Here is a 19,546-nt window from a genome sequence, read left to right as displayed (position 1 = left end):
ACGCTTGGCTGGCGTAGCGGAGCACGCTTGCCGGGCGCGCGAAGCGTGACTGGCGGGTCAGTCACGGCGCTTTACCTGGCCTGTGACGGTGGGTAACGTCTGCCCAACTTTAATAAAAGGAATAGCGTCATGAGTGAGTTGATTTCCTACCATCTCGAAGACGGTATCGCGACCCTGACCTTGAGCAATGGCAAGGTGAATGCCATCTCTCCGGACGTGATTGCTGCGTTTAACGCTGCGCTGGATCAGGCAGTGTCTGATCGTGCGGTGGTGATCATTACCGGTACGCCCGGGATTCTCTCGGGCGGCTACGATCTGAAAGTGATGACGTCCGGCCCCAAGGAAGCCGTCGCGCTGGTGACTGCCGGCTCGACACTGGCCCGTCGTCTGTTGTCCCACCCCTTCCCGGTGATCGTGGCGTGCCCCGGCCACGCGGTGGCCAAGGGTGCCTTCCTGCTGTTGTCGGCGGACTACCGCATTGGTACAGATGGCCCGTTCAGCATCGGCCTCAACGAAGTGCAGATCGGCATGACCATGCATCACGCGGGTATCGAGATCGCGCGTGATCGCTTGAGCAAATCGGCATTCCCGCGTTCGGTCATCAACGGTGAGATGTTCAACCCGAAGAGCGCCGTGGATGCCGGCTTCCTTGACGTCGTGGTATCGGCCGAGGAACTGCAAGGCGCGGCGCTGGCTGCGGCTCGTCAGTTGAAGAAGATCAATATGACCGCGCACAAGAACACCAAACTGAAAGTGCGCAAAGAGTTTTTGGAAGCCCTGGATAACGCGATCATCCTGGATCAGGAACATCTGGGCTAATCCGGGCCGGCAATAACGAAAAGCCCGACCGTCGTGTCGGGCTTTTCCTATGCAGTCTGTTGAAAGCCCACAACTGCTCTAGCACGGGTCTGACCCTTCAGTCGGAAACATGCACTTAAACATCCGCTATCTCCTACCTATATAACGGCAATTGCCGAAAACAGTGCACATCCGTACACTGCGCCACCTTTTGTCCCGATGGGCCTGCAAATGCTGTTTGCTTTACGTATGTCATTGATGGGCCTGCACTTTATTCTGGCAGGCGTGCTGGGCGTCCTGCTGGGCCTGAGTCGCCCGTTCAACCCTGACAACAGCCGTTTGTGCGCGCGCCTTTATGCGTGGCCGGCGATGCGTATTTTGCGCCTGCGGGTAAAAGCCGATGTCGGACCCTTGATGGACAAACCCGACAGTTGCGTGATCATCGCCAACCACCAGTCCAACTATGATCTGTTTGTGTTTGGCAACGTGGTGCCCCGCCGTACCGTGTGCATCGGCAAAAAGAGCCTGAAATGGGTGCCTTTGTTTGGCCAATTGTTCTGGCTGGCCGGCAATGTGTTGATCGATCGCGGCAATGCGCATAAGGCACGCCAGTCGATGCTGACCACCACCCACACCCTGCAAAACGAAGACACCTCGATTTGGGTCTTCCCGGAAGGCACACGCAATCTGGGCGAGGAGCTGTTGCCGTTCAAGAAAGGCGCCTTCCAAATGGCGATCGCTGCCGGGGTGCCGATCGTGCCGGTGTGTGTCAGCAGTTACGTCAAGCACATGCGATTGAACCGCTGGCGCAGTGGGAAAATTCTGATTCGCTCGCTACCGGCGATTCCTACGGCAGGCTTGAGCCTGGATGACCTGCCGATGCTGATTGCCCAGTGCCGTGAGCAGATGCGCGAATGCATCGACTCGATGGACCGGCAACTGCAAGCCGCTTGAAAGAAACCCGCCGCGTGCGGGTTTTCTTTTGCCTGCGAATTTTTGCCTGCGAACTCAATAGATTTCACTGACTCTCAAGCAGTAGTCAGGGTTAAGCTGAACACTGTCTGCCATGGCCATTTGCCAATAGATTGCTGCCAATTAGAAGTGAACCAACATCATGGGTAGAGTTGTTGCTGCTGCGGTTTACAGCGCCGGTAAGAAAGTCACCAATATCACCCTCGACGAGGGTGCGGCCTGGGCTGCCAAGCCGGGTCACTTCGTCTGGATCGGCCTTGAAGAGCCGAACGAAGAGGAACTGTACAATCTGCAACGCCAGTTCAACCTGCATGAACTGGCGATTGAAGATGCCCTGGAGAAACACAGCCGGCCGAAACTGGAAACCTTCGGCGATGCCCTGTTCATCGTCATTTATTCCCCCATCATGGAGGACGGCAAACTCAAGTTCATCGAGACCCATATCTTTGCCGGCAGGGGCTACATCATCACTGCGCGCAACGGGCACTCGGCGTCCTACGCCCATGTCCGGCAACGGTGTGAGGCGCGTCCACTGTTGCTGGAGCACGGCGAAGATTTCGTGCTCTATGCCATCCTCGACTTCGTGATTGAAAACTACCAGCCGATGGGCGAAGCCATTCATGCGCAAATCGATGAACTGGAACGCAACGTCATGTGCAGCTCACTGAATGAGCGCGACATCCAGAACCTGCACAGTCTGCGCCGGGACGTCGTGCGGCTGCGCCGTTACGCGGCGCCGATGGTGGAGATAGGCGAGGAACTGCAAAAGCTGAATTTTCCGTTCATCGACAAGAACATGCGCCCGTACTTCCGCGATGTGCAGATTCATGTCACCCGACAGATGGAAGACCTGACGACCCTGGCCGATATTGCCAGCCAGACCATTGAGGTCGGGGTGCTGCTGGAGGCATCGCGCCAGAGCGTGGTACAGCGCAAGTTCGCTGCATGGGCGGCGATTCTGGCGTTTCCGACGGCGGTGGCGGGGATTTACGGGATGAACTTCCAGAACATGCCGGAGTTGAGCTGGCACTACGGGTATTTCGCGGTGCTGGGGTTTATTTCGGTGGGGTGCGTGGGTTTGTGGGCGAGTTTCAAGAGGTCGGGTTGGCTCTGACAAACAGTGTGGCAAGGGAGCGTGCTCCCTTGCCACAGGTGTGATGCCACCGACTTATACAGCCTGGTTTTCTGGCTTGTGCGCCACAAATCGCATCATCCACTCGGCCACCGTGGTGCCATGGTGTTCATGCTCCAGGCTCTGGATACCTTTCGAGAAAATCTCTTCGCCCAGCGCTTGTTGACGAATTTCCAGCAGCGCCCGCGAATAGTCGTGGATGAACTCCGGGTGGCCCTGGAAGCACAGCACTTGATCGTTGATGTGGTACGCGGCAAACGGGCAGAAATCGCTGGAGGCGATCACCGTGGCGTTTTCCGGCAATGCCGTGACCTGATCCTGGTGACTGATCAACAACGTCAGCTCTTCTTTGAGCGGGCTCATCCACGGCGCCTTGGCCGCGAGCTTGTATTGATGGGTGCCGACGCCCCAGCCCTGGGTTGCGCGCTCGCTCTTGCCGCCCAGCAACAGGGCCAGCAACTGATGACCGAAACACACGCCCAACAGCTTGTCGCCACGTTTGTAGCGGGTCAGCAGGTAAGTCTTGAGGGTCTGGATCCACGGGTCGGTGCCGAAGGAGTCGGCCTTGCTGCCGGTCACCAGGTAGGCGTCGAATGTCAGGTCATCACTGGGGTACTCGCCCTGCATCACGTTATAAACGGTGAACTCGGCGGCGATGGGTTGCTGCGAAAACAGGTGCTTGAACATCTGCCCGTAGCCCTGATATTGGTCAACCAATTCCGGACGCAGGATGTCGGTTTCCAGAATGCAGATGCGTAACGACATAAAAAATACCTGACACGTGATGGGAATAATGCACACCCCAGAGCCTGCCTTGAAACACAGTGGCAAGGCAAGCCCCGGAACGCGTCAATCCCCCCTTAAAATGCCTCCCCCTTGGCGGCTTTCTCCAGCAGCAGTGCCGGTGGAGCGAAGCGTTCACCATATTGTCCGGCCAGGTACTGGGCGCGGGCGACGAAGTCCTTGACTCCGTATTGGTTGATGAACTGCAGCGCACCGCCGGTCCATGCCGCGAAACCGATGCCGAAGATCGAGCCGACGTTGGCATCCGCCGTCGACGTCAGCACCCCCTCCTCCATACAGCGCACGGTTTCGATGGCCTGCACGAACAGCAGCCGATCGCGCACATCCTTCGGTGAAATCTGCCCGTCGGCCTTTTCAAAACGGGTTTTCAGCTCTGGCCACAGGTACTTCTGGCCACCGACGGGATACTCGTAGAAGCCACCCCCGGCCGCCTTGCCCGGGCGCTTGTACTCGTTGAGCAGCAGGTCAATCACAGCGAAGGCCGGGTGCTCGACCAGCGGTTTTCCTTCGGCTTGCAAGTCTTTGGCGGTTTGCTGGCGGATATGGCTCATGAGGCTGAGGGAAACCTCGTCAGAAATTGCCAGGGGTCCGATGGGCATACCGGCCTTGCGCGCTTCGGTCTCGATCAGCGGCGCGCTGACCCCTTCACCGAGCATGGCAATGCCTTCATTGGTGAACGTGCCGAACACCCGCGACGTGAAGAAGCCACGACTGTCGTTGACCACAATCGGCGTTTTCTTGATTTGCAGGACGAAGTCAAACCCGCGAGCCAGGGTTTCATCGCTGGTATTGGCCCCCTTGATGATTTCCACCAGGGCCATTTTGTCCACGGGACTGAAGAAATGCAGGCCGATGAACTTGCTCTGGTCCGGCACCGCCGTGGCCAGGCCGCTGATCGGCAGGGTCGACGTGTTGGAAGCGATCACCGCGTCCGGGCCGACGACCTTTTGCGCCGCCAGGGAGACTTTGGCCTTCAGTTCGCGATCTTCAAACACCGCTTCAATGATCAGGTCGCAACCGGCCAGATCGGCATCGTCTTCAGTGGTCTGAATGCGCGCCAGAATGCTTTCGCGCTGCTCGGCGCTCATTTGCCCGCGTGCGACTTTCTTGTCCAGCAGCGCCGCCGAATGCGCCTTGCCCTTCTCTGCTGCCGCGAGGCTGATGTCCTTGAGCACCACGTTGATGCCGGCAGAGGCGCTGACAAAGGCAATGCCCGCGCCCATCATCCCGGCACCGAGCACGCCGACTTTCTGCGTGACGTAGGGGGCGAAGCCCTGGGGCCGCGAGCCACCGGCGTTGATTTCATTGAGCTGGAACCAGAAGGTGCCGATCAGGTTCTTCGAGACCTGGCCGGTGGTCAGCTCGGTGAAGTAACGGGTTTCGATCAGGTGAGCAGTATCGAAATCCACTTGGGCGCCTTCCACGGCGGCACAGAGAATTTTCTCCGGCGCCGGCAGGCAGCCCTGGGTTTTACTGCGCAGGATCGAGGGCGCGATGGCCAGCATCTGCGCGACTTTCGGATTCGACGGCGTGCCACCGGGAATCTGATAACCCTTCACATCCCAGCGTTGTACCGCCGTCGGGTTGGCGACAATCCAGGCCCGCGCCTTGGCCATCATCTCTTCGTGATCCGTTGCCAATTCGTCGATCAAACCGGCCTGCAATGCCTGCTGCGGCCGTATTTTCTTGCCTTCGAGCAGATACGGCAGGGCTTTTTCCAGGCCGAGCATGCGCACCATTCGTACCACACCGCCCCCGCCCGGCAGCAGGCCCAGGGTCACTTCCGGCAGGCCGAGTTGTACCGACGGATGATCCAGCGCCACGCGATGATGGCAGGCCAGGCAGATTTCCCAGCCGCCGCCCAAGGCAGCGCCGTTGATCGCGGCAACCACCGGTTTGCCGAAGGTTTCCAGGGTGCGCAGTTGGCCCTTGAGGGTCAGCACCCTCTCATAAAAAGCTTTGGCCTCAGGTTTGCCGACCTTGATCAGTTCATTGAGGTCGCCGCCGGCAAAGAAGGTTTTCTTGGCCGAGGTAATGATCACTCCGGCGATGGCGTCCTTGTCGGCCACCAGCCGGGCGACGCAGTCAGCCATGGCTTCACGGTACATCGCGTTCATGGTGTTGGCGCTCTGGCCCGGTATGTCGATGGTCAGGACGACGATCTGGTCCTGGCCTTTTTCGTAACGTATGGCTTGGGTCATGTCACTTGTCCTTGAATTCGGGGTTCAGAGGCGTTCGATGATGGTGGCAATGCCCATGCCGCCGCCGACACACAGCGTCGCGAGGCCATAGCGCAGGCGCCGGCTTTCCAGCTCATCGAGCAAGGTGCCGAGAATCGCGCAACCGGTGGCGCCCAACGGATGGCCCATGGCGATGGAACCGCCGTTGACGTTGACCTTGTCCGGGTCGACGGCCATGTCCTTGATGAACTTCAACACCACTGAGGCAAACGCTTCGTTGACCTCGAACAGATCGATGTCCTCCACCCGCAGCCCCGCCTTGGCCAGTGCCTTGCGGGTGGCCGGCGCCGGGCCGGTGAGCATGATGGTCGGGTCGGTGCTGGTGACCGCCGTGGCGACGATTCGCGCCCGTGGCTGCAAGCCCAGCGCCCGGCCCTTGGCCTCCGAGCCGATCAGCATCAACGCCGCGCCATCGACGATCCCGGAACTGTTGCCGGGGGTATGTACGTGATTGATCCGCTCCACATGGCTGTAGACCCGCAACGCGGTGGCATCGAAACCCATCTGCCCCATCATCTCGAAACTTGGCTTGAGCTTGCCCAGGCCCTCCAGCGTCGAGTCGGCGCGAATGAACTCATCGTGATCGAGCAGGATGATGCCGTTCTGGTCCTGCACCGGCACCAGCGATTTGTTGAACGAACCATCGGCCCGCGCCCGTGCGGCTTTTTGCTGGGAATGCAGTGCATAGGCATCGACGTCCTGACGGCTGAAGCCTTCCAGTGTCGCGATCAGATCGGCGCCCACGCCTTGCGGGGTGAAGTGGCTGTGCAGATTGGTCTGCGGGTCCAGCGCCCAGGCTCCACCGTCACTGCCCATGGGCACGCGTGACATGGACTCGACGCCACCGACCACCACCAGGTCTTCAAAACCGGAACGTATTTTCATGGCCCCGAGGTTCACCGCCTCCAGCCCCGACGCGCAAAAACGATTGATCTGCACCCCCGCCACGCTGACGTCCCAATCAGCCACTTGAGCAGCGGTCTTGGCGATATCGGCGCCTTGATCACCGACGGGTGTCACGCAGCCAAGCACCACGTCATCGACCTGACTGGTATCGAGCGCGGTCCGCTGTTGCAGCGCCGTGAACAACCCGGCCACCAGGTTCACCGGTTTGACACTGTGCAAGGCGCCATCGGCCTTGCCTTTGCCACGGGGCGTACGTATCGCGTCGAAAATCAATGCTTGGGTCATGACGTCCTCGAACCGGGTGGTGATCTTTGAAGAGGCTTCCACCTTATTCCGAGCCACCGGGGATTCAATGACCGCAGCGCTCACCGGCGTTGACGGACGCGCTCAGACGGACGGTAGTCCGCTACAGAATCCGCGGCTTGCGGACACGCAGGTGTCTAGCAAAAGGCCGCCCAAGAAGCTGGCAATAGGCCTCATGCTTTTTTAATCGTATTTGGTGAGCGCTCCATACGAAATGGATCTAAATCAAGCGTGACGCGGGCTCTAAGGTGAGGTTATACGAAGTTGTCGTCGGGTTTTGCCGAGGCGCTCGTACTACAGGACGTGAATTGCTCTGCCGTCATGGAGATATGCAGGCAGGCATCAGGAAATAACAAAAAAGGCGGTCAAGCCATGTTCAAACAATCGAAAGTTCGTCAAGCCGGGCTCATTCTCTTCGCGACCACACTTTTGTTGATTTTGCCGAACCTGACCAAGGTGATCGGCTAGTCGTTCATAAAAATACGGTACCCGTGTTTTAGATCGCCACATTAAAAATGTGACTGGCTCGCTACCCGGGCCAGCGTGGCTGTGCCAACCTTTGCAGCACTTCCACGACATGGACGGCGATCCTTTGAAAGCGCTCACTTTATTCGGGGCCTTGCTGCTCAGCACGCCTCTGTATGCCGCACAGCTGAACCTGCAGCTGGGCGCGAACAACCGCACCTGGCAGACCGAGGAGTTGCTCAATCATCCTCAAGCCCAGACCATCACCGTTACCAATGACGTTTCCTACAAGCGTGACATGAGCTATCGCGCCGTGCCTCTGTCAGTGCTGTTGACCGGCATCAAACCGGACGACCACTTGCAAGCCGTGGCCCTGGACGGTTTTGCTGCCGAGATGGCCGCTGCGCCGCTGCTCAATACCCAAGGCGCGCGTGCCTGGCTGGCGATCGAGGATCCGGCCAAACCCTGGCCGCCACTGTCCGAAGGCAAGCCCGGCGCCGGGCCGTTCTATCTGGTCTGGACCAACCCGCAAGCGGGCAATATCAGCCCGGAGCAGTGGCCGTTCGAAGTCGCGAGCATCAAGCGCATGGCACCGGTGGCCGAACGCTTCCCTGCCCTGCTGCCCGATCCTGCGTTAAAGGCGGACGATCCGGTCAACAAGGGCTTTGCGCTGTTCCAGAAAAACTGCCTGGCCTGTCACCGCCTCAATGGTGCCGGGGATGCGCAATTCGGGCCGGATCTGAATATTCCCTACAACCCGACCGAGTACTTCGGCGCGGACTTCCTCAAGCGCTATATCCGTGATCCGCAGAGTTTGCGTCAGTGGCCGCAGGCGAAGATGCCCGGATTCTCGACCGAGGTGTTGCCGGATGAGGATCTGGGGATGCTGGTGGGGTATTTGAAGCATATGGCGGGGCGCAAGGTGAAGCCCTGACATGATCATGCCTGTGTGAGCAAGCTTGCTCGCTCACACAGGGGTCCGGCCGCCCCGATTACTGCTGCTGGACGGAGATCACCGGCGCGGGCGTCGGTGAAACAAGCACCTTGGCATGCATCTGTTCACACCCGCCGCCGCGGCGCATCCCGCGCACCGGGCAGGCATCCAGATAATCGAGGCCCACGGCCAGTTTCAAATGACGTTCGGGCCGGGCCAGTTCATTGGTCACGTCGAAACTGTACCAGGCGTCATCCAGCCAGGCTTCGGCCCAGGCATGGCTGGCCAGGTGTTCGCTGTTTTCGCTGTACAGATAACCCGAGACATACCGCGCCGGAATCCCCAGGCTGCGGGCACAGGCGAGGAACGCGTGGGTGTGGTCCTGGCACACACCGGAACGACCTGCGAAGGCCTGGGCCGCGCTGGTGTCCACTTCGGTGGCGCCCGGCGTGTAGGTCATGTGCTGGTTCAGGCCATGCATCAAGTCGATCAGCGCCGTGCGATCGCGGCGTTGCTTGCATTCCTTTTCGGCAAACGCGCGCAGGGCTGCGTCGGCTTCGGTCAGGCGGGTGAAGCGCAGGAATGGCAGCGCCGATTGGCTCTCGTGCTCGGCTTCGCGCAATTCGTCGATGTCGACCTGACCACGGGCGCCGATGATGATCGCTTCGTGCGGTTCGTCCATGGTCAGCACGTGCAGGATGTTGCCGAACGGATCGAGTTGCGCGCGCACCGGCCGCGGCAGGTCGAGCTGCCAACTGAGCACGTGCTGGCGCTCGCTGTCATGGGGGGTCAGTCGCAGGTACTGGATGCTCGCGCGCACCTGATCTTCGTAGTGATAGGTGGTCTCGTGGCTAATCGAAAGTCTCATGCCGCCTCCAGATAAGAACTGTGAATCGCGTTACCCAACTGGCGCACCAGCGGGATGAACTCGGTGAGCCAGGCGTGCAGGCCTTCGTCGAGGATTTCGTTGATGCCGGTGTAGCGCAGTCGCGCGTCCATTTCCGCCGCCAGGCGTTGCGCGGGACGGCCGTTGGCTCCCGGCAACTGGGCAAGGATCTGGTCGATTTCTTCGGTGCACGCCCGCAGGGAGCGCGGCACATCCGCCCGCAGCAACAGCAACTCGGCCACATGCCGGGCGCCGGGTGCGTCGCGATAAATTTCGGTGTAGGCCTCGAAGGACGACAAGGCCCGCAGCAAGGCACTCCACTGGTAGTACGCGTGGGCCGTGCCATCGCTGACCGCTTCAGCCTGATCACCCGCCATTTCGTAGCGGGCATCGAGCAGGCGCAACGTGTTGTCGGCGCGCTCGATGAAGGTCCCCAGGCGAATGAAACGGAACGCATCGTTACGCATGATGGTGCCGTAGGACGCGCCCCGGAACAGGTGGGAACGTTCCTTGATCCACTCGCAAAAACGGCTCATGCCGTAGCGACTGAGGCCCTGCTCTGCAATGCCGCGAATTTCCAGCCAGGTCGCGTTGATGTTCTCCCACATGTCCGCGGTGATTCGGCCACGCACCGCGTGGGCACTGGCCCGCGCGGCACCGAGACAGCTGTAGATGCTCGCCGGGTTGGCCGCATCCAAGGCGAAAAAATGCAGCAAGCGTTCGGCATGCAACTCGCCGTGGCGTTCGAGGTAATCGTCCAGGGTGCCGGTGATCAGCAGCGGCATGGCCAGTTCGTGCAGGCCGTCACCGCGTCCATCCTGTGGCATCAGCGACAGCGAATAACTGATGTCGAGCATCCGTGCGAGGTTTTCCGCCCGCTCCAGGTAACGCGACATCCAATACAGATCCGAGGCAGTTCTACTTAACATGACAGGCTTCCTTCAATCCTCGACCACCCAGGTGTCCTTGGTTCCGCCGCCCTGGGAGGAGTTCACCACCAGGGAGCCTTCGCGCAGGGCGACACGGGTCAAACCGCCGGGCACGACCCGGGTTTCGCGACCAGACAAGACAAACGGGCGCAGGTCGATGTGACGTGGCGCGATGCCGCTTTCGACAAAGGTCGGGCAGGTCGACAACGACAGCGTCGGTTGCGCGATATAGGCATGGGGCTTGGCAATGATCCGCGCACGGAAGGCTTCGATTTCCGCCGCCGTCGCCGCCGGCCCCACCAGCATTCCGTAACCGCCGGAGCCCTGGGTTTCCTTGACCACCAGTTCCGGCAGATGGGCCAGGACGTGGGAAAGTTCCGAGGGGTTACGGCACTGCCACGTCGGTACGTTCTTCAGGATCGGTTCTTCATCCAGGTAGAAACGGATCATGTCGGTCACGAACGGGTACACCGACTTGTCGTCCGCCACCCCGGTGCCGATGGCATTGGCCAACACGACATTGCCGGATCGGTAAGACGACAGCAGCCCCGGCACGCCGAGCATCGAGTCCGGATTGAACGCCAGCGGGTCGAGGAAGGCGTCGTCGAGGCGCCGGTAGATCACATCGACGGCTTTTGGCCCGTCGGTGGTGCGCATGAACACCTTGTCGTCACGCACGAACAGGTCCGCGCCTTCCACCAGCTCCACACCCATTTCCCGCGCCAGGAACGCATGCTCGAAAAATGCACTGTTGAAGCGCCCCGGCGTCAACACCACGACGCTCGGGTTGTCGATCGGGCTGGAGCTTTTCAGGGTATCGAGCAACAGGTTCGGGTAGTGGTCGATGGGGGCGATGCGTTGCGCCGCGAACAATTCGGGGAACAGTCGCATCATCATCTTGCGGTCTTCGAGCATGTAGCTGACACCGCTCGGCGTACGCAGATTGTCTTCGAGCACGTAGTACGTGCCGTCGCCGTCGCGCACCAGATCGACACCGGAGATGTGCGAATAGATATCGCGGTGCAGATCCAGCCCCTGCATCGCCAACTGGTATTGCTCGTTGGCCAGCACCTGCTCGGCCGGAATGATGCCGGCCTTGATGATGCGTTGCTCGTGATAGAGGTCGGCGAGGAACATGTTCAACGCCTTGACCCGCTGGATGCAGCCGCGCTCGACAATGCGCCATTCACTGGCGGGAATGCTGCGCGGAATGGTGTCGAAGGGAATCAGGCGCTCTGTCCCCTGCTCATCACCGTAGAGCGTGAAAGTAATCCCGGCGCGATGAAACAACAGATCGGCCTCGCGTCGCCGTTGTGCCAAAAGCTCGTCAGGCGTTTCGGACAGCCAACGGGCAAACTCCCGATAATGCGGGCGGACCTGGCCGCCGGCATCGTACATCTCATCAAAATAGGTGCGGATCATGCCGTACTCCTTGTCACCCGGACATACAGGCCTTCGCAAGGCCCGTGCCATCGGCAGAAACGCTTTGATATCAATCGGTTGGATAATCGTTACGCAGACACCGCACCAATCCTGTGCGGTAAATGCCCCAACCTGATCGCCCCCGCTTCATTGCAAGGCGTTGCAGTCGCCTGTCACCAGCATAGTCTGTGGGAGGCGGCTTGCCGGCGAAGGAGGGTCATTCAGTCATGGAGGGCTCTTCGAGGTCATGTTCGGTTTGCCGGCGACAAAAACGAAAACGGCCAACCCAAAGGTCAGCCGTTACTGATGCTTGCTACTGTTCATAAGTTTATGCGAGTCGCCCTCGTACCTCCTGTTTGACACCCCAGCCTTCAATGATGCCGCCCAATGGCTCGACCACGGCTTCGAAACCCTGCTCGAAGTCGCCGATGTCATCGTAAGTGGCGTACATGACTTTGCTCAGTTCAAGGGCCCATGCGCCGTCATCGCGCACACTGATTTGCGCATTCAGGGATTCACCACGGTAATGACCTGCCGCCCTGCGTGCCCGCTCCTCGTCCGGGAAAATGGCGTAGAACTCGATGGGATGGAACCGTGAAAAGTCGAAACCGCCCTCTTTCATGCGGCGCAGAACGCTGCTGCTGATATCTTCTTGATAGGCTGTGCTCATGAAACGTCCTCCTCAAACTGATGGATAGACTTTCCGTACTCCCAGCGCCCGCCACCGAACGGTGCGAACGACGGCATCCGATGTGCCGACGGGAAACAAGCATGTAGCTGACAAGACCAGACCTTAGCGATCCATTCGCTGATCTCGCCTGCAGATTAGCCCCAAGATAGAGCCGCTGCCAAGGCCTGGTTGAGAATGTGACAGGAGATGTTCAGATTGGCGTGATGCCGAGGATTTGAATGCTGTTCTGGGCCTTGAGACTTTTGACAGTCGCATCGGCGGTTCGCCCTTCCAGATCGTTCAGATCCAGTTCGGCGGCGACGGGAAGCAACCGGGCCTTGATGAGTTTGGCGGCGTGTTCGTTATCCGGGCACTCGTCGCACTCAAAGACTTCGTCGACAGTTTCACCGTGATCATCCACGAAAGTGATTTTCCACTTTTGCATCAGTGCCTCCTCGATAAAACCCATGGATGGGCTTACTTCTATCTCGACCTGATTAGCTGGCTAATCGTTCCGCTGATTTTCCTCCGGCACCTCATGAAAAAAGGGCCGTCAGCGGCGTGATTGAACACCACCGCGGACAGCCCTTTTTGATTGACGCGCTATCAGTCGTTGCTTGGCTTGTTCACAGCCTGCAAAACGTACTGCGGCAAGGCAAAGGCACCGATGTGGATCTCCGGATTGTAGTAGCGGGTGATGATGCCGCTGCCGGCGAACCGTTGTTGCAGGGTTTCGCGGGACAATTTGCGATAAGCGGTATTGGTCGCGCCCCAGGCGAAGGTCATCGCGCCGCCGATATAAGTCGGCACGGCGGCCTGATAGAAGTGCCAGTCAGGGAACAGGCTGCGCAGACGACCGGCGGTGGTTTTGACTTCTTCGATCTGCATGAACGGCGTGCCGTTCTGCGTGACCAGGATGCCGCCTTCGTTCAGGCAGCGGTGGCAGGCCTGATAGAAGTTCTCCGAGAACAGCACTTCGCCTGGCCCGATCGGGTCAGTGGAGTCGGAAATGATCACGTCGAACTTTTCAGTGGTGGTGGCGACGAAGCGCATGCCGTCGTCGATCACCAGGTTCAGGCGTGGATCGTCGAACGCGCCCTTGGAGTGATTCGGCAGGAATTCCTTGCACATTTCGACCACGGTACCGTCGATCTCGACCATGGTGATGTGCTCGACGCTGCGGTGCTTGGCCACCTCACGCAACATGCCGCCGTCGCCGCCACCGATGATCAATACGCGCTTGGCGGTGCCATGGGCGAGGATCGGCACGTGGGTCAGCATTTCGTGGTAGATGAATTCGTCGGCTTCGGTGGTCTGGATCACGCCGTCCAGCGCCATGACCCGGCCCATGCGCGGGTTTTCGAAAATCACCAGGTGCTGGTGTTCGGTGCGCACTTCGTGCAGCAGTTTTTCCATGCGAAAACGCTGGCCATAGCCTTCGTAGAGGGTTTCCAGGTAGTCGTTGGTCGGGGTGATGCTCATGGGAAGTGCTCCGATGAATGCGGGTGGCAACGGACGGTTACCCGCCCATGATGGCCAATCGATCGGCTCGATTGACCGGGAAAGGCGCGCATTCTACGTCGAGGAAGATGACAGGTCGAACCTCACTTGATGTCTCGCCACAATGCCCTGTGGGAGCGAGCCTGCTCGCGATAGCGATTTGTCCGCCACATCAATTCCGAATGTGCCGCCGTCATCGCGAGCTGGCTCGCTCCCACAGATTTTATGTCGCTTGGGAGAATGACTTCAGATTCTGACGTTACCCCGTGGCCCCGCGATCGCCCAAATGATCAGGCCCAAAACCGGCAGCAACAGGATCAACAGCACCCAGAGGACTTTCATCCCGGTTTCGGCGCCACTTTTGAGTACGTTGATGATTGCCCAGATGTCCAGGGCAAGGATGATCAGGCCTACCAGGCTGTTGAACGTGGAACCCATGGTGACGCTCCTGAAGAGTGATTGGCCCTCTTAGGATAGCTGCCCGAGGCCAGGGTTCCGTTTTTATTGACAGCTTGCGGTTTTAAACGTGAACGGCCACTTTCAAGGCTTCCAGGGACGGCGCAGCGGCAATGCCGACTTCGGCGCACAGTTCCAGCACCCGCGGCACGTCGTTGCCGTAGACCAGAACGACTTGCAGTTCATCGTCGAGCAACTGGCTGAAGTTCATCAGCACATAGCCACCGTTTTCCTTGTTCAGGCTGCTCATTTGCACCTGAATGCGATTGAGCGCGGTCAGGGCTTCGGTCTTGGCCAGTTGCTTGGGTTTGATATTGAAGTCGACGCCCGGCCCGAACGAAGCAACGATCTGCGCGAACAGGTCCATGTAGGTGTCGGCCTGGAACATCACGGTCTCCGGCAGACTGCCGACGACCACCCACTCGCCCAGCGGGATCGGGAAGGTGTCGTCGTAGTTGATGTCCGGATTGGCCGCCAGGAAACCCTCGGGGTCCGCGTAAGCCTGGGCCGCCTCGTCAGCGACCTTGAGGATTTCGTCATCGCCCATGCACCCGGAGCTGATTTTGCTGATGAGTTCGACGAGTGCGGCTTTCATGGGGCAGATCCTGTAGCGAGGGAATTTTGAGGGCGCGAAGGATAACGCATTCAGTGAGTGCTGCGCAGGTTGCTCCCTCGCCACAGAAGTACAGCGTCAGCCCAGCAGTTTTTCCAACTGCGCAACGGTGTCCACAGCCCCCATGGTCCTGGCGGCTTCCAGCGCGGTGATGCCATTGGCGTCCCTGGCTTTCGGATCGGCACCTTTGCTGATCAGGTAGTCGACAATGGCGACGCGGTTGAACATCGCCGCCATCATCAGCGCCGTACGGTCATCGAACGACGAGCCTTCGACTTGTGCCCCGCCTTCAACCAGCGCCGTGACCACCGCCAGGTCGCCCTTGAAGGCGGCGCCGGCAATCGGGCTCTGGCCGTTGTCGTTGCGGATCTCCGGATCGGCCTTGTGTTCGAGCAAGACTTTTACCGTGTCCACATGACCATGGTAAGCGGCCAGCATCAGCAAGGTGTCGCCCTTGTGATTGCGCAGGTTCGGCGGCAAGCCCTTGGTCAGCAGCGCAGCCATCATGGCCGCATCGCCCTCCCGTGCCTTGTTGAATACCTGTTCGGCAAATTCGGCAGCTTCTTCGGGAGTCATCTGGCGGCTTTTGTCTGACATTGAACGCTCCACTTTCAGTTATTCGCAAAGCCGACAGTTTCCCGAGCAGCCCCGCTACTGTCACTTCTTTTTTCTGAAGCGGGGCCATAGGCACATTCAATATCGATATCGACCGCCGTGGATATCCTTCAGCATTTGCTCCGTCACCTGCACGTACGTTTCGGTTCCCGGCAGCCAGGCGTAGATCGGGTCAGCGCCGCTCCGGGCCGGGTCGAACGCTTCATCCTTGAGCCGGGTTTTCTGATATTTGAAGGTCCCGGTGGTCTCCATTTTCACTTTCACCCGCAGGAACAATGGCACGGCGTAGGCCGGCATCTGTTGCCGGGCGAAGGCCAGCAGCTCGCTGAAATCCAGGGTCGCCAGGGATTCGGCCGGCGTGATGGCGGCCATGCCGGCGCGGCCGTTGGTGTTGCGCACTTCCACACCATAGGCCACGGCTTCGGAAATATGCGGGTGTCGCAGGAGGATGTTCTCGACCTCGGTGGTCGAAACGTTTTCGCCCTTCCAGCGATAGGTGTCACCCAGCCGATCAACGAACTGCGCATGGCCAAAACCGATGTTGCGCAACAGATCGCCGGTGTTGAAGTAGCGGTCACCCTTGACGAACACGTCGTGGAGCACGACTTTTTCGGTCTTTTGCGGATCGGTGTAACCGTCCAGTGGCGCCTTGTCGTCGATTTTCGCCAGCAACAACCCCTGCTCGCCCTTGCCCACCTTGCGCATGAAGCCGTTGGCTTCGCGAATCGGCGCGCCGCTGTCGTGGTCGTAAACCGCCAACTCCCAGGACATCAGGGAAAAACCGACAGTGTTGTCGAAATTCAGAATGTTGGTGAAACCGATATTGCCGTCACTGGCGGCGTACAGCTCGCAGATGTGACACACGCCGAAACGTGTCTTGAATTCACCCCATGCGCCGGGGCGCAGGCCGTTGCCGATCATTTTGGTGACGCCGTGCTGGCGGTCGTCGGCAGTGGGCGGTTGATCGACCAGATAACGGCACAATTCGCCGACGTAACCGAGGGTGGTCGCGCGGCATTTGCGCACATCGTTCCAGAACTGACTGGCGCTGAACTTGCGCCGGATGGCAAATCCCGAGGCACCGCTGATGGCCGAACCCCAGCACACGCAAAGTCCGGTGGCGTGATAGAGCGGCAAGGTGCAATAGACGACATCGTCCGGGCGCATATCCAGCGCGATCATGCCGAAGCTCGCCGAGCTGCGCATCCAGCGCCCGTGCTTGAACACCCCGGCCTTGGGTAACCCGGTCGTGCCCGAGGTGTAGATATAGAAACAGGGGTCGTCGAAAAACACCTGCTGGCTGCTGACGGGGTTGTCACAGGCGTTGTCGAGGCTGGCGGTCATCAGGTTGACGAAACCCTCGGGGGAAACGCCCGGATGGCTGTAGGTGTCCCGATCAGCGACAAACCAGGTGCGGGCCTGCGCCATCGATACCCGTTCGCGTACCGCCAGAAACGCCGCCACCAGCTCTTCGCCGACGACGATGGCCACCGGCGCCACCAGATTCAGGCTATGCACCAGGGTATCGCGGGTTTGTGAGGTATTGAGCAGCGCACTGATCGCTCCGACCTTGGCCACCGCCAATATCGTCACCAGCAGCTCCGGACGATTTTCGATGAACACCGCCACCACATCGCCCTTGCCGATGCCTTGGGCAATCAAGTGATGGGCGATGCGATTGGCCCACTCGTTGACCTGTGCATAAGTCAGCGTGACCTCGCCGTACAGCAAGGCCGGCCCTTGGGGATTGCGCAAGGTCGCTTGTTCGAAACTCCAGCCCAGGCCACACGCTTGGGTCGGGTCCTTGACGTTAGCCACTTTCATTCCCTTCACCACCCGCGGAATGGCTTTGGCAATGGACGGCAGCTTGCGGAGCATCATGCCCCAGGTGATGGTGTCGCGTGGTGTGCGGCTCATGGTTGCTCCCGTTCGATCTTTTTATTGTCGGGCGGCGTTGATTGAGCCCGAAAATACGTCAACGGTTCTTGAGCTGTACACGCGGTTTTTGAAATGTTTTGTATCCGCCACAGCGATGTTGGAAATCATGAGCATCTGCGCGCGCAATGGTTCCATCGAATCGCCGACGACCACGCAAAATGCAGGATGCACGATGGCCCTTCATGCAAATTGCACGGAAAATTAAATCAGCAAAAAACGTAATTTATTGATTTATATAGAAATTCATTAAATTCGCGTGCTGGCACAATCGCTGCAACTACCCCCTCATGCTTGCCATTCCAGCGCTAACGGAGCCGAAAGACATGAGCCTGATTCAAGAAAAATTTTCGTCCTTGTTTTCCAACTTCGAAGTCACCACCCAGCCACGACCTGACGGCGGGATTCTGCTGACCCTGCGCGGTGGCGAAGACAAAGTGTTCAAGCGCTCGATTTCCTACCAGCAATTGCACAACGGCGATCAACTGTCGTGGGTCATCAGCGCGATCCGTCGCGACCTCGCCGAACAAGCCAGCGAACTGCCACAAATCTCCATGCTCCAAAGCCAGCAGCGGTTTGCCCTGCCGACCTATCATTCGCTGTAACGCCTGAAACAACTGTAGGAGCGAGCCTGCTCGCGATAGTCGTCAACGATAACGCGCGTGTCCTGGTTAAACCCGGCGCACTCGGGTCCATCGGCAGCAGGCTGGCTCCTTGGTTATGTGTGGCTTAGAACGTCGAGGGATCGATCCGCGCAAAACTGTCCACCGTGACATGCCCCGCCAATTCCCCGCCCTCACGGGCCAGCCCGCACGTGGCCATCCCTGCCCTGCGCGCCGCGTCCAGCTCTTCGACGATGTCCGACAGAAACAGAATCTGCGAGGCTTCCAGGCCAATGGCCTGTGTGATGTTGGTATAGGACTGTGCTTCGCGCTTGGGTCCTGACGTGGTGTCGAAATAGCCGCTGAACAGTGGCGTCAAATCCCCCGCTTCCGAGCAGCCGAAAATCAGGCGCTGGGCCTGGATCGAGCCCGAGGAATAGACAAACAGTTGATACCCCTGCTGATGCCAGTGCTTCAGCGCTTCGACGGCGTCGGGGTAGACGTGGCCTTTGAGTTGCCCAGCCTGGTAGCCCTGCTCCCAGACCATCCCTTGCAACGCCTTGAGCGGCGTGGCCTTGCGGTCTTCGGCAATCCAGCCCAACAGAATCTCGATCACCCGCTCGACGTCGGCATCCGGCGCATTGCTGTCGCGGCGCACGCTGGCCAGTTGTTCAGCGACGTCATTGCGCCCGGCGTTCTGACGGACAAAGTCCGGCAGGTGTTTCGCGGCGTAGGGAAACAGCACGTCGAACACAAAACTCACCGCGCTGGTGGTGCCTTCGATGTCGGTGAGAATCGCTTTGATCGGCATCGTTTCAGTCCTCAAGACGCGGGAAGCGGCCAGCGATGTCTTCGCCGGTGAAGTTGGCCACCCAGCCTTCCGGGTTGTTGAACAGACGAATCGCGACGAAGTGCGGATGCTCCCCCATGTCAAACCAGTGCCTGGTACCGGCAGGCACCGAGATCAGGTCGTTTTTCTCGCAGAGCACGGCGTAGACGTAATCGTCGATGTGCAGGGTGAACAAGCCACGGCCGGCGACGAAGAAACGCACTTCGTCTTCGCCATGCTGGTGCTCATCAAGGAACTTGGCGCGCAATTCGGCTTTTTGCGGGTGATCGCTGTTCAGGCTGATCACATCGACAGTGATGTAGCCGCGCTCGGTCATCAGCTTGTCGATCTGCTCTTGATAGGCGGCGATCACTTCTTCCTGACTGGCGCCCGGCTGGATTTTCGTCGCCGCTTGCCAGCGATCAAACCGTACGCCCTGCTCGGCCAGGGTCGAGGCGATGTCTTCGAAATGGGTCAGCACCTTGTTCGGAATGTCAGGGCTTGAGACGTGGTAGACGGACAGGTTGCTCATCGG

20 protein-coding genes are annotated in these 19,546 nt (G+C 59.4%); 5 read left to right on the top strand and 15 right to left on the bottom strand.

All coding sequences use genetic code 11. From position 1 onward, the window contains the following. The first annotated feature begins 129 nt into the window (after positions 1-129). From AC1Q6D_RS19170 to AC1Q6D_RS19160, 3 genes are all read left to right on the top strand, one after another. The gene (locus tag AC1Q6D_RS19170) at positions 130-819 is read left to right on the top strand and encodes a crotonase/enoyl-CoA hydratase family protein (protein WP_090463920.1); all 690 of its coding nucleotides are present in this window, start codon (positions 130-132) and stop codon (positions 817-819) included. A gap of 210 nt (positions 820-1,029) precedes the next feature. Then, positions 1,030-1,752, top strand: a complete 723-nt coding sequence (locus AC1Q6D_RS19165) for a lysophospholipid acyltransferase family protein (RefSeq protein ID WP_047531584.1) — start codon at positions 1,030-1,032, stop codon at positions 1,750-1,752. Positions 1,753-1,912: 160 nt separating this feature from the next. After that, complete coding sequence (locus tag AC1Q6D_RS19160; protein WP_103402599.1) at positions 1,913-2,884, top strand: magnesium and cobalt transport protein CorA; 972 nt, start codon at positions 1,913-1,915, stop codon at positions 2,882-2,884. Between the two features lie 54 nt (positions 2,885-2,938). On the opposite strand, the gene AC1Q6D_RS19155 is transcribed toward AC1Q6D_RS19160, so the two are convergent. The 3 genes from AC1Q6D_RS19155 to AC1Q6D_RS19145 form a co-directional block, all read right to left on the bottom strand. After that, positions 2,939-3,667, bottom strand: a complete 729-nt coding sequence (locus AC1Q6D_RS19155) for an amidotransferase (protein WP_103402598.1) — start codon at positions 3,665-3,667, stop codon at positions 2,939-2,941. A gap of 95 nt (positions 3,668-3,762) precedes the next feature. Beyond that, positions 3,763-5,907 (bottom strand): 3-hydroxyacyl-CoA dehydrogenase NAD-binding domain-containing protein, encoded by a 2,145-nt coding sequence (locus tag AC1Q6D_RS19150; RefSeq protein ID WP_103402597.1) that lies wholly within the window; start codon positions 5,905-5,907, stop codon positions 3,763-3,765. A gap of 24 nt (positions 5,908-5,931) precedes the next feature. Continuing rightward, the gene (locus tag AC1Q6D_RS19145) at positions 5,932-7,137 is read right to left on the bottom strand and encodes an acetyl-CoA C-acetyltransferase (RefSeq protein ID WP_103402596.1); all 1,206 of its coding nucleotides are present in this window, start codon (positions 7,135-7,137) and stop codon (positions 5,932-5,934) included. Positions 7,138-7,732: 595 nt separating this feature from the next. Between AC1Q6D_RS19145 and AC1Q6D_RS19140 the strand changes: the two genes are divergently transcribed. Then, entirely contained in the window at positions 7,733-8,554 is an 822-nt protein-coding gene (locus AC1Q6D_RS19140) for a c-type cytochrome (RefSeq protein ID WP_047531597.1), read from the top strand. A gap of 58 nt (positions 8,555-8,612) precedes the next feature. Here the strand turns inward: AC1Q6D_RS19140 and AC1Q6D_RS19135 are convergent, their stop codons facing one another. The 10 genes from AC1Q6D_RS19135 to AC1Q6D_RS19090 form a co-directional block, all read right to left on the bottom strand. Then, positions 8,613-9,422 carry a transglutaminase family protein gene (locus AC1Q6D_RS19135; RefSeq protein ID WP_103402595.1) on the bottom strand — a complete coding sequence of 270 codons (810 nt, stop codon included), beginning with the start codon at positions 9,420-9,422 and terminating at the stop codon, positions 8,613-8,615. After that, positions 9,419-10,369, bottom strand: a complete 951-nt coding sequence (locus tag AC1Q6D_RS19130; protein WP_047531601.1) for an alpha-E domain-containing protein — start codon at positions 10,367-10,369, stop codon at positions 9,419-9,421. The genes AC1Q6D_RS19135 and AC1Q6D_RS19130 overlap by 4 nt, the downstream gene beginning before the upstream one ends. Positions 10,370-10,381: 12 nt before the next feature. Next, positions 10,382-11,791, bottom strand: a complete 1,410-nt coding sequence (locus AC1Q6D_RS19125; RefSeq protein ID WP_103402594.1) for a circularly permuted type 2 ATP-grasp protein — start codon at positions 11,789-11,791, stop codon at positions 10,382-10,384. 328 nt (positions 11,792-12,119) lie between these two features. Further along, a complete protein-coding gene (locus tag AC1Q6D_RS19120) occupies positions 12,120-12,461 on the bottom strand; it encodes a ribonuclease E inhibitor RraB (RefSeq protein ID WP_060541568.1) in 342 nt (113 codons plus the stop codon). A 211-nt stretch (positions 12,462-12,672) separates the two neighbouring features. Then, positions 12,673-12,906, bottom strand: a complete 234-nt coding sequence (locus tag AC1Q6D_RS19115; protein ID WP_103402739.1) for a hypothetical protein — start codon at positions 12,904-12,906, stop codon at positions 12,673-12,675. 161 nt (positions 12,907-13,067) lie between these two features. Then, positions 13,068-13,943, bottom strand: a complete 876-nt coding sequence (gene speE, locus AC1Q6D_RS19110; protein WP_047531607.1) for a polyamine aminopropyltransferase — start codon at positions 13,941-13,943, stop codon at positions 13,068-13,070. Between the two features lie 264 nt (positions 13,944-14,207). Further along, positions 14,208-14,399: a PLDc N-terminal domain-containing protein gene (locus tag AC1Q6D_RS19105; protein ID WP_047531608.1), complete on the bottom strand. Its 192-nt coding sequence runs from the start codon at positions 14,397-14,399 to the stop codon at positions 14,208-14,210. Positions 14,400-14,481: 82 nt separating this feature from the next. Next, positions 14,482-15,012, bottom strand: a complete 531-nt coding sequence (locus AC1Q6D_RS19100; protein WP_090463937.1) for a hypothetical protein — start codon at positions 15,010-15,012, stop codon at positions 14,482-14,484. 96 nt (positions 15,013-15,108) lie between these two features. Next, on the bottom strand, positions 15,109-15,627 hold the full coding sequence (locus AC1Q6D_RS19095) for an ankyrin repeat domain-containing protein (protein ID WP_103402593.1): 519 nt from the start codon (positions 15,625-15,627) through the stop codon (positions 15,109-15,111). Between the two features lie 96 nt (positions 15,628-15,723). Continuing rightward, complete coding sequence (locus AC1Q6D_RS19090; protein ID WP_103402592.1) at positions 15,724-17,562, bottom strand: long-chain-acyl-CoA synthetase; 1,839 nt, start codon at positions 17,560-17,562, stop codon at positions 15,724-15,726. 344 nt (positions 17,563-17,906) lie between these two features. Here AC1Q6D_RS19090 and AC1Q6D_RS19085 point away from each other — a divergent pair, with 344 nt between their 5' ends. Next, positions 17,907-18,185, top strand: coding sequence for a DUF3509 domain-containing protein (locus tag AC1Q6D_RS19085; protein WP_103402591.1), 279 nt, complete (start codon positions 17,907-17,909; stop codon positions 18,183-18,185). Between the two features lie 124 nt (positions 18,186-18,309). On the opposite strand, the gene mtnC is transcribed toward AC1Q6D_RS19085, so the two are convergent. Further along, entirely contained in the window at positions 18,310-18,993 is a 684-nt protein-coding gene (gene mtnC / locus AC1Q6D_RS19080) for an acireductone synthase (RefSeq protein WP_103402590.1), read from the bottom strand. Positions 18,994-18,997: 4 nt separating this feature from the next. Further along, positions 18,998-19,543: a 1,2-dihydroxy-3-keto-5-methylthiopentene dioxygenase gene (locus AC1Q6D_RS19075; protein WP_103402589.1), complete on the bottom strand. Its 546-nt coding sequence runs from the start codon at positions 19,541-19,543 to the stop codon at positions 18,998-19,000. Between the last annotated feature and the right edge of the window lie 3 nt (positions 19,544-19,546).

This window comes from Pseudomonas sp. MT92, from assembly GCF_058792515.1.
Note: the sequence above shows the minus strand (reverse complement) of the source record. Positions and strands in the feature narration are given on the sequence as shown.

Excerpts from the sequence above, each read along its gene's own strand:
- AC1Q6D_RS19075 (WP_103402589.1), bottom strand. The coding sequence starts at position 19,543 with ATGAGCAACCTGTCCGTCTACCACGTCTCAAGCCCTGACATTCCGAAC.
- AC1Q6D_RS19130 (WP_047531601.1), bottom strand. The coding sequence starts at position 10,369 with ATGTTAAGTAGAACTGCCTCGGATCTGTATTGGATGTCGCGTTACCTG.
- mtnC (WP_103402590.1), bottom strand. The coding sequence starts at position 18,993 with ATGCCGATCAAAGCGATTCTCACCGACATCGAAGGCACCACCAGCGCG.
- AC1Q6D_RS19145 (WP_103402596.1), bottom strand. The coding sequence starts at position 7,137 with ATGACCCAAGCATTGATTTTCGACGCGATACGTACGCCCCGTGGCAAA.
- AC1Q6D_RS19155 (WP_103402598.1), bottom strand. The coding sequence starts at position 3,667 with ATGTCGTTACGCATCTGCATTCTGGAAACCGACATCCTGCGTCCGGAA.
- AC1Q6D_RS19125 (WP_103402594.1), bottom strand. The coding sequence starts at position 11,791 with ATGATCCGCACCTATTTTGATGAGATGTACGATGCCGGCGGCCAGGTC.
- AC1Q6D_RS19135 (WP_103402595.1), bottom strand. The coding sequence starts at position 9,422 with ATGAGACTTTCGATTAGCCACGAGACCACCTATCACTACGAAGATCAG.
- AC1Q6D_RS19150 (WP_103402597.1), bottom strand. The coding sequence starts at position 5,907 with ATGACCCAAGCCATACGTTACGAAAAAGGCCAGGACCAGATCGTCGTC.
- AC1Q6D_RS19105 (WP_047531608.1), bottom strand. The coding sequence starts at position 14,399 with ATGGGTTCCACGTTCAACAGCCTGGTAGGCCTGATCATCCTTGCCCTG.
- AC1Q6D_RS19160 (WP_103402599.1), top strand. The coding sequence starts at position 1,913 with ATGGGTAGAGTTGTTGCTGCTGCGGTTTACAGCGCCGGTAAGAAAGTC.
- AC1Q6D_RS19140 (WP_047531597.1), top strand. The coding sequence starts at position 7,733 with ATGGACGGCGATCCTTTGAAAGCGCTCACTTTATTCGGGGCCTTGCTG.
- speE (WP_047531607.1), bottom strand. The coding sequence starts at position 13,943 with ATGAGCATCACCCCGACCAACGACTACCTGGAAACCCTCTACGAAGGC.
- AC1Q6D_RS19090 (WP_103402592.1), bottom strand. The coding sequence starts at position 17,562 with ATGAGCCGCACACCACGCGACACCATCACCTGGGGCATGATGCTCCGC.
- AC1Q6D_RS19165 (WP_047531584.1), top strand. The coding sequence starts at position 1,030 with ATGCTGTTTGCTTTACGTATGTCATTGATGGGCCTGCACTTTATTCTG.
- AC1Q6D_RS19100 (WP_090463937.1), bottom strand. The coding sequence starts at position 15,012 with ATGAAAGCCGCACTCGTCGAACTCATCAGCAAAATCAGCTCCGGGTGC.
- AC1Q6D_RS19085 (WP_103402591.1), top strand. The coding sequence starts at position 17,907 with ATGAGCCTGATTCAAGAAAAATTTTCGTCCTTGTTTTCCAACTTCGAA.
- AC1Q6D_RS19095 (WP_103402593.1), bottom strand. The coding sequence starts at position 15,627 with ATGTCAGACAAAAGCCGCCAGATGACTCCCGAAGAAGCTGCCGAATTT.
- AC1Q6D_RS19115 (WP_103402739.1), bottom strand. The coding sequence starts at position 12,906 with ATGCAAAAGTGGAAAATCACTTTCGTGGATGATCACGGTGAAACTGTC.
- AC1Q6D_RS19170 (WP_090463920.1), top strand. The coding sequence starts at position 130 with ATGAGTGAGTTGATTTCCTACCATCTCGAAGACGGTATCGCGACCCTG.
- AC1Q6D_RS19120 (WP_060541568.1), bottom strand. The coding sequence starts at position 12,461 with ATGAGCACAGCCTATCAAGAAGATATCAGCAGCAGCGTTCTGCGCCGC.